This is a genomic window from Pseudomonadota bacterium, from assembly GCA_018242545.1.
Lineage (GTDB): Bacteria > Pseudomonadota > Alphaproteobacteria > 16-39-46 > 16-39-46 > 16-39-46.
In genome coordinates, this window is sequence record JAFEBT010000071.1 from 1 (window position 1) to 8847 (window position 8847).

Here is an 8847-nt window from a genome sequence, read left to right on the forward strand (position 1 = left end):
AGTTCTCCACCAGATCGATGAAGATTGGTTGGTTCAACAAAGTTATATGGGTCTTCCTTCTATGCACCTTCTTATAACTGAATCGGAGTCTGCCAATGACTCAATCTAATTTTACACCTCTTGACGGGACTCTATCGTGTATAATGCAGCAATCTATCCTTGGAAAGACATTGAGGTTCTTTCTTTGCAAGAATGGCATGACACCCTTGATATTACGCTTACAGGGGCCTTTTTAATGACGAAGGCCTGTTTAAAAGGCATGAAAAAATTGAACTCTGGAAGGTTCATTTATATTTCTTCTCTTGCAGGAGAAACGATTGGGTTGCCCCACATGTCGGCTTATGCCACTTCAAAAGCTGCATTAAATGGTTTTATGCGAACGGCAGCCCTTGAATTTGCTTCTTCAAATATTACAGTTAATAGCATTAGTCCAGGTAAAATTTATGATGCGACTTCCATGACAAAATTAGAAATTCAAGAAAAAACAAGGCCTATTCCTTTAAAACGATTTATAACAGGGGAAGATATTGCCCACATGGTGTCTTTTTTGATTTCCGATTTTGCAAAGAATATTACGGGACAAAATTTTATTATTGATGGGGGACAGTCAATTTTAGGTGAAGAAAAACATATTCTCAATTTCTTATAAGAACATTATTTAAAATATATAGGGAAATATAGTCAGAAATGGACATCAAAATTATAGGTATTAGGGGCGTAAGTGGGTCGGGAAAACAACCTTGTTTCAAGAGCCTGGACGAATATTCAAGACCTTTATTTTTTGATGCAAAACTGAAAGAATGTTCTAATTTTCATGGTGATGATATGAAATCAACGTGTGATCAAGTCGAAACGATTAAACAATATTTAGGTGTAAATAAAAAATGAACCCTATCTTAATAAATATTCCTGAGACAATTGAGACATCTCGTTTAAAATTGGTAATACCAAAAGCTGGTTTTGGAAAAAGCGTGCATGAGGCAATTTTAGATGGATATGAAGATTATGTAAAATGGATGAGATGGCCCTCTCAGCCTCCAAGCATAGAGTCTGTTGAAGAAGATTGCCGCCGTCAGCATGCAGAATTTATTTTAAGAACTTTTCTGCGATATCTTATTATTGATAAAGAAACTTCCATGGTTCTTGGTCGTTGTGGTTTTCCATCCTTTCAGAGTGATTGGCAGATTCCACAATTTGGAATTTCTTACTTCATTCGAAAAAGTCAACGTGGAAAAGGGTATGGAACAGAAAGTGTTCATGCGTTGGCATCCTTAGCATTTAAATTTTTAAAAGCCCGTAAACTTGAAATTTATTGTGATGTTGATAACAAGAACAGCATTAAAATTCCTTTAAAACTTAATTTTGAACATGAATATACACAAAGAGGAGGATGGCTCCGAGAAAATGCAGAACTTTCCGTTTTGAACGTCTATTCTCTCTTTTCTGAAAAAGATCTTCCTTCTTTAAAAGTTTTTATGGCGTAAAAATTTATAATGACAGACTCGAAAGCTCTTTGCTTTTAACAACACAAGAGAGTGTCAATTGATTTTCTTTGCAAAATCTGTGCCATCACGATACAAGTTGTTCGTCATCTTCTTTAAAAAAGAAGGCCTATTTTGATTTTTAATTAAGAGAACAATTGTAAGAGGTTTTATTAAAATGAAGGTGAATTTTAAAATAAGTCGATTTTTAAAAATTCTTTTTTTTCTAATTTTTATGAATTTTTTAGAAGGGAAAGCTTTAAGGCTTGAGCAAGATGAAGTTAGTCTTGACTCTAAACCTCATCTTCAAAAGCTTTTAAAAAATTATAAAGAAGGTTCTGAAAAGTTAAGGAAACAGGCTTATGATGCTGTTATCCAAGATTTAAAAGAAAACATAAAACCTCTTACTAAGCGTCAGAAAACTCTTATAATTTTGTTTAAGAAAGCTTTATGGCAGCAAGACAACGTTGTGCGCACCCTTTATAATTATAATGCAAGACTTAAATTTGAAAAAGGAGATACTTTAATAGACATTATAGATGATTTGAGTGCGCTAAAGGAAGAAGATCCTCGATATGAATTTATTATCGCTCAAGTAGCAAAAAATTTGAAAGAAAAGGCAGAAGAAAAATTAAGTGAAGACAAAATTTTTACCCCTGTAGAAGCAGAGGTTATATCTCATATTTTTGATGTTGGAATGTCTGTTTTAGATGAAGGATTAAGGTGTCTTATTCAAAGGTTAGAGACAGAATATAAGACATCCTGTGGGCCGACACTTGGAGAAGATAAAGAACCATGGGATCCTAAATGTTCTGTTCAAAAAAGAAAAGCTGGATCGAGAGGAAAAGAGCGATCTTGCTCAAAAAAGAAAAAATAAACCTTCAATACTTTTTTAGTTAATACCTTTTAAAAAGAAAGGGAAAGAAAGATGAATTTTAAAAGCGATAACGGCGCTCCTGTTAACCTGGAGATTCTTGATGCGATTGTTGCATCAAACCACGGATATCAACCGTCCTATGGAACGGATGATTATTCTTGCAAATTGCAAAAACGTTTGTCCGAACTTTTTGAAAAAGATGTTTTAGTTTATTTAACAAACACAGGGACGGCTGCAAATAGTCTGGCATTATCTGCTCTTGTTAAACCCTACGAAATTATTTTTTGCTCAACTCAGGCTCATATCTATACAGATGAATGTGGTGCTCCTGAACTCTTTACAGGAGGTGCTAAAATGATTACGAGTGAGACCTTCAATGGAAAAATAGATCTTGAATGTATCCATGAACATATTCAAATTGCAACCTCATTGAGACCCCATGGTCAAAAACCAGGATGTATAAGCCTTACACAAGCAACTGAAGCTGGAACTGCCTATACAATAAAAGATTTGGAAGAAATATCTGAATTTTGTAAGAAACAGAATCTTCCCCTTCATATGGATGGGGCACGTTTTGCAAATAGTTTGGTCCATCTTCAATGCCAACCTGCTGATATCACTTGGAAAGCAGGCGTTGATGTCATGAGCTTTGGTGCAACAAAAAATGGTGCTTTGTGTGCTGAAGCCATCATATTTTTTAACCCGATTTATGCAGAAAATTTTGATTATCTTCATAAAAGATCTGGGCAACTTATGTCAAAATCACGTTTTTTTGCATCCCAACTCCTTGCATACTTAGAAGAAGATTTGTGGTTAAAAAATGCATGGCATGCAAATCAAAAAGCTCAGGAGCTTGCACATGTATTTAAAAAATACAATATTAAAATTGTTCATAACGTTGACGCAAATGAAGTGTTTGTGAATCTTGATTTTACATGCGCTGAATATCTTCAGAAAAAAGGATTTGGTTTTTATTCTTGGGGATCTTTATCTTCAAATTTATATCGGTTTGTAACTTCCTGGATAACTACATCCGATTCTATTGAAAAGTTAGATGTTTGTCTTTCTCAATACACAAAGGATGAGAAAAATTTTATAAAAGACAAATAAAATTTGAAGATTTTTTTAAGATACTTTTACTTGAAAAAAGAGTTTGAAAATGCCTGAAAAGTTTCCTTGTATAAATCCACACGATTTAAAAACATTAAAAGAAGGACTTAATTTTCTTCATGTGGAAGAACTCAAGAACCTTTGCAGGCAGCTTCTCTTACCAATTGAAGGGAAAAAAGGGATTTTAGTTCTTCGAATTTTGCATTTTGTGGAAACAGGCAAAGTAATGAATAACCCAAAGTTACCTCTTGTTTCATGCGCTGAGAAAGGAAAAGACTGTCCTCTTACTCCCAATAGCTTTATTTTAAAAGGAAGTTACAAAAATGATTTAAAAACCCGTGTTTTTTTTAAAAAACTCATTGGAGATGATTTTCACTTTACAGCGTTTGGAGTTGATTGGATTCATAACCGTTGGATGGAAGGAAATCCACCTACTTATCAAGAATTTGCAGATATGTGGCGCGCAGAAACAAAAAGACGCCAAGAAGAAGGGAGTATCCCAAAAGAAGAATGGGCCTACATTAATTTTACACAAAGATTTATAAAGAAAAATCCAGGCACTCAAAGACAGGGGCTCATAGAAGCTTGGGAAAAAGAACGTTTGAAACAAAAAGAAAATGTAACTAAGATTATGGAAAATTTTAAATGAAAAGAAATTTAAGTATCTTTAGTTTATTAAAAATTTTTAAAGTTTGCTTTTCTCATCTTATTAAGTTTCTCTTAATTTTTTTAATTATTTGTCCTTCCTTATTAAAAGCACAGCCCTTCAAAGAAAAAGTTCACAGTCTGGAAGAAAAATTAAAGAAGGAACAGAAACATTTTTTAAAAGGGAACATAGAAGATGTGGCGTATGTTAAAAAAATTCTTGCTGAAATGTTCTTTTTAGATCAAGAAGCTCGAAATCTTTTAATTCATGATTTAGAAAATCCTATTATAGGTCAGCTTCTTATGAGAATCGATAGATTTCATATGCAAAAAATGAAAGAAATTTTAAAACATTATGGTTGGATTACAATCTCTAAATTTGGACCTGAAGCGGATTACCATGCTTGGATGTTGGTGCAACATGCTGATGAAGATGCAAATTTTCAAGCAGGATGTTTATTTGTTTTAAGTCAATTACTTAAAACAGGAGAAACGAATAAAAAAAATTATGCGTATCTTTATGATCGAGTTGCCCTTAAATTTCAATATTTGGGGATGAAACAAAGGTATGGTACTCAGGTGAGTGTTTCTAAAAATGGATTTGAAATTCTTCCTTTTGAAGGGACGATGGCTGAGCTAAATCAAAGACGATTTGAAATGGGGCTGACCCTGATTAACTCTTATTTAGAGGAAATTAAGAAGTCTTATCAGAGATGATAAGAAGGTTTTTACCCTAAAATATTTTAAACTTTAAAAAAAGTCACATGTGACTATGAAGAGAGTGAAAGTAAAACTCTCAAAATTTTTTATTCTTCTTCAATAATAATGGTGAGTGTTTTTGAAGGCTCCTCAAGAGGTGTGTACTTTGAAAGATACATATCAAGCTTTCCTAGAAGTGTTCTATATGTAGTGAGTGGATTAGATTCAAAAAAGTTAAGGCCAGAATCGAGCATGCTCTGAAGCATGGTATGTACTTTATCAAAATAACTAGAAATAAGCGCTTTTTCATCATTTCTTTCTCTTTTTGCTTCTTGAGAAAGAGCCCTTTTTTTTCCTTCACAATATGTTAAGGCCTCTTTATATTGCCCACTTAATAAGTATGTTCCGAGTCGTGACTTTTTAAGGCGTTCCCTATATTCAAGGTCTTCTTCTGCGCCTCCCATTGCAAATGAAGCACAAATCCAAAACACGCTGATTATGAGAAGTCCGATAAATTTTTTCATGTTTTTTAATTTCCAATCTATAGAATTTTTATGTTAAAATTGTTTACTTTTAATTTGTTTAAAGAATGAGGAGGATAATCCCTATTAAGCTTAGAGTTTAAGAAAATATCTTCGAAGATACATTTTTTTAGAATATAACGTCATAAAGGGCTTTTTCTAAAAAATCAAGGTTTTTTAGAAATGTTTTAAAACTGCATTCATTCTTCTTTGGGTTGGAAATTATAATGGAATCTGGGATTCTTGTTATAGATCATTTAAATTATTATTTTTACGAAAAATATAAGAAAGAAATTTCATGAATTCATCTTCTTGCATCCTTACAGATATTAAATGTGTTCCTTTATCTGAAACCTCTGCTTCATCTTTGCCGCTTTATGCGTCCCTTGTTCCAGCTGGGCTGCCTTTTCATGGGGACGATTATAGTGACAATGCTTTGGATTTAAATGAATACCTTGTTAAAAACAAGGCATCTACTTTTTTTGTACGGGTCAGTGGTGCGTCGATGAAGAATGCTGGTATCCAAGAAAATGATATTCTTGTGGTCGATCGCTCTCTTCCTGTCCAGACAAATCAAATTGTTATTGCAGCTGTTAATGGTGAGCTTACAGTCAAAAGATTTAAAAAAGATAAAACAGGAATATATCTAGAGGCTGAAAACCCTCTCTATGCTCCTATTCATCTTTCGAGAAGAGGAAGAGCTTTTAATTTGGGGTGTTGTCACATCCATCGTTCGAAAACTATAAGATTGTCAGATGTTTTCCCTTATCGATATTAATAATTTTTATGCCTCTTGTGAACGTGTTTTTCGTCCAGATTTAGTCGGAAAAGCACTTGTTGTGCTTTCTTCTAATGATGGATGTGTTATTGCCCGCTCTCAAGAAGCAAAAGAGCTTGGAATTTCAATGGGTGTGCCTTTTTTTAAAATTGAACATCTCATAAAACGTTATAAAGTAACTGTTTTTTCATCAAATTTTACACTTTATGGAGATATGTCTCGTCGTTTTTCAGAAGTGGTTGCTTCTTTTTCAGAAGACGCGGAACTTTACTCCATCGATGAGATTTTTTTAAAAGTTCCGTCCTATGAAGAGAACTTAAATGTATTTGGGAACCGCATCAAAAAAACGGTTTTTCAATATTTGGGCCTTCCCATAAGCCTTGGTTTTGCACATACTAAAACACTCACAAAGATTGCAAATTTCTATGCAAAGAAAGATCCAGTTTATCGAGGAGTTTGCATACTTGAGAAAGAAGAAGATATTTCTCATGCGCTTAAAGCATTACCAGTTGAAGAAATATGGGGTGTGGGAAGAAAATTATCCCTAAAACTTCGTGCGCTTGGGATAAATTCTGCAAAAGATCTTTCTGAAACTGATCCCAAATGGATTCGAAAAATCCATTCTGTTGTCCTTGAACAAACTGTGCGTGAACTTCAAGGAATTCCTTGTTTCTCTCTCGAGACAGCGCCATCATCTCCTAAAAGTATACAAGTATCACGCTCTTTTGGTGATTCGCTTTCTAAAATAGATGACATTCAAGCTCCCCTTTCTTCTTTTTTAGAAGAAGGCGCTTTAAAGCTTCGAAAAAGAGGGCTTTTTGCCTTTGGTCTTTATTTTTACTTAGGGTTAAAAACAACAAAAGCTGGAAGACTTTTTTTCCTCTCTAAGTTTCTTATGTTTCCCGAAGGCGTACAAGACCCGCGGCTTATGGTGGAGAGCGTTTTAAAAGCGCTTCCTTCGATTTTTAAAGAAGGCGCTTTTTATAAAAAAGCTGGAATTTTACTGATTAATTTAAAACCCCAAGAGACTCAATTAACCCTTTTTCCGAGTCAAAAAACTTTTAAAGGAGGATCTGATGAAAAATACAGGTCCTTATTTAAGGCCGTCGATAGGCTTTCTAGAAAGCATGGGAAAAGGTCTTTATGTTTAGCGTCTTCTTTGTCTTCACGTTGGGCGCCTAAAAGAAAGAATATGTCTCCTTCTTACACGACAAAATGGACAGATCTTCCCGTTGTTTTAATACGGTGATTTTTAGAGGTTATGAAATTGATAGCAAGAAAAGAAAAAACGACGTAAGCTAAAGGAAGGAGTGAAAGAGAGGTAAAGAAGAAAGTTAGTTTTTTGTGATAAGAAACATAAGCTATCAATGAAAGAAATTTTTTATGAAGGAAGCACATATTGGTTGTTCTGGGTGGTATTATGGAGAGTGGAGGGGACATTTTTACCCTGAAAATCTTTCGTCAAAAGATTTTTTTGATTATTATAAACAATATTTTTCAACAGTAGAGCTGAACAGCACTTTTTATCGAATCCCCTCGGAAAAAACCCTTCAAACATGGTATAAGAGGGCTCCAGAAAATTTTAAATATTCTTTAAAAGTGAATAAATACATCACACATTATGATTTTTTTGAAAATCCTAGGGAGAAATTAAAAGGATTTTACGGATTGAGTGACATCTTAAGAGAAAAAACAGGTCCCTTTTTATTTCAATTTCCAAAAAAATTTATTTATACCCCTAAAAATTTAGAAATACTTTTAGACCTTCTTAACGCAGAATATACTAATGTGGTCGAATTTCGACATTTAAGTTGGTGGAATGAAGAGGTGTTTAAGTCGTTCAAAAGAAATAATATTATTTTTTGTACATCAATTGGATTTGATTTGAGTGAAGATATTCAAACAACAGGAGATGCTCTTTATATCCGCTTCCATGGAAATAAATATTATAATTTATCGTATACCGAAGAAGATTTAAGTTCTTGGGTTAAAAAAATAAAGGCCATTTCATCTCCAAGCAGTTGGATTTATTTTAACAATACACGCCATGGATATGCCCCCATAAATGCTTTATATCTTAAGAGCCTTTTGAAAGTTAATGATGAGGGGATCACATTGACTTAAAAACTAAGAAAATATCTGTGCTAGCTTTTCGATTTGAAACTCGAGTGCCTCTGGAAGAAGATCGTATATGGGGATGTGAGTTTTTTGACATATTGTAAGATATTGTTGAATTCCTGAAGATGTATCCCATCCTTCAATTTTTAATAAAACCATTCCTTTAGATTGGCACAAAAGATCTAGATTCATGGGCATTAAAAGTTGACATCGATTTTCTTGTGTGATGTTTGGAAAGAAATCAATAAGAGCTTCATTATACAAAATAGGAGCAAATAAGCTTATGTTATGCTCTAAAAAGGTTGCAGCGATTTTTTTTGAAAGGGCGTATCGATCTTCTTTTTCTTTTAGACTTCCTTTAAAAGGGGACGCTAAAAAATAATAACCTTTGCCAGTTTGCATTTTAACCCCCTTGTATGCTTCAAAAGAGATTCAAAACCTCTCTTGGTTCTTAAAAAAATTATCATAATGGCCCATAAATATTCTGACAAACTTTAAATGCAAAAGACAAAATTTTTTTTGCTTGTTTTTGAGTTAATTCAGTATGTTGACAGCGCTTCGTATTAGGTTGTGTGGACAAAAAATTAAGGAAGCCAGATGAAGGTACCAACAAAATAT

9 protein-coding genes and 2 pseudogenes are annotated in these 8847 nt (G+C 33.6%); 9 read left to right on the plus strand and 2 right to left on the minus strand.

Features of this window, described 5'->3' with window-relative positions; all coding sequences use genetic code 11:
- Positions 1 to 127 precede the first annotated feature (127 nt).
- The 6 genes and pseudogenes from JSS34_07665 (at position 128) to JSS34_07690 (ending at position 4830) form a co-directional block, all read left to right on the plus strand.
- A pseudogene (locus JSS34_07665) lies at positions 128 to 649 on the plus strand (SDR family oxidoreductase).
- A 235-nt stretch (positions 650 to 884) separates the two neighbouring features.
- Positions 885 to 1484 (plus strand): GNAT family N-acetyltransferase, encoded by a 600-nt coding sequence (locus JSS34_07670; GenBank protein ID MBS0186194.1) that lies wholly within the window; start codon positions 885 to 887, stop codon positions 1482 to 1484.
- Positions 1485 to 1659: 175 nt separating this feature from the next.
- Positions 1660 to 2358 carry a hypothetical protein gene (locus JSS34_07675; protein MBS0186195.1) on the plus strand — a complete coding sequence of 233 codons (699 nt, stop codon included), beginning with the start codon at positions 1660 to 1662 and terminating at the stop codon, positions 2356 to 2358.
- A 51-nt stretch (positions 2359 to 2409) separates the two neighbouring features.
- The gene (locus tag JSS34_07680; protein ID MBS0186196.1) at positions 2410 to 3468 is read left to right on the plus strand and encodes a low specificity L-threonine aldolase; all 1059 of its coding nucleotides are present in this window, start codon (positions 2410 to 2412) and stop codon (positions 3466 to 3468) included.
- Positions 3469 to 3517: 49 nt separating this feature from the next.
- The gene (locus JSS34_07685) at positions 3518 to 4117 is read left to right on the plus strand and encodes an SAP domain-containing protein (GenBank protein ID MBS0186197.1); all 600 of its coding nucleotides are present in this window, start codon (positions 3518 to 3520) and stop codon (positions 4115 to 4117) included.
- A 194-nt stretch (positions 4118 to 4311) separates the two neighbouring features.
- Positions 4312 to 4830, plus strand: coding sequence for a hypothetical protein (locus JSS34_07690; protein ID MBS0186198.1), 519 nt, complete (start codon positions 4312 to 4314; stop codon positions 4828 to 4830).
- Between the two features lie 89 nt (positions 4831 to 4919).
- On the opposite strand, the gene JSS34_07695 is transcribed toward JSS34_07690, so the two are convergent.
- The gene (locus JSS34_07695; protein MBS0186199.1) at positions 4920 to 5336 is read right to left on the minus strand and encodes a hypothetical protein; all 417 of its coding nucleotides are present in this window, start codon (positions 5334 to 5336) and stop codon (positions 4920 to 4922) included.
- 295 nt (positions 5337 to 5631) lie between these two features.
- On the opposite strand from JSS34_07695, the pseudogene umuD reads away from it, so the two are divergent.
- The 3 genes and pseudogenes from umuD (at position 5632) to JSS34_07710 (ending at position 8235) form a co-directional block, all read left to right on the plus strand.
- Positions 5632 to 6079, plus strand: a pseudogene (gene umuD, locus JSS34_07700) (translesion error-prone DNA polymerase V autoproteolytic subunit).
- 9 nt (positions 6080 to 6088) lie between these two features.
- Positions 6089 to 7360 carry a Y-family DNA polymerase gene (locus JSS34_07705; GenBank protein MBS0186200.1) on the plus strand — a complete coding sequence of 424 codons (1272 nt, stop codon included), beginning with the start codon at positions 6089 to 6091 and terminating at the stop codon, positions 7358 to 7360.
- Between the two features lie 134 nt (positions 7361 to 7494).
- Complete coding sequence (locus JSS34_07710) at positions 7495 to 8235, plus strand: DUF72 domain-containing protein (protein MBS0186201.1); 741 nt, start codon at positions 7495 to 7497, stop codon at positions 8233 to 8235.
- Positions 8236 to 8238: 3 nt separating this feature from the next.
- Here JSS34_07710 and JSS34_07715 read toward each other — a convergent pair whose 3' ends face one another.
- On the minus strand, positions 8239 to 8631 hold the full coding sequence (locus JSS34_07715) for a hypothetical protein (protein MBS0186202.1): 393 nt from the start codon (positions 8629 to 8631) through the stop codon (positions 8239 to 8241).
- Between the last annotated feature and the right edge of the window lie 216 nt (positions 8632 to 8847).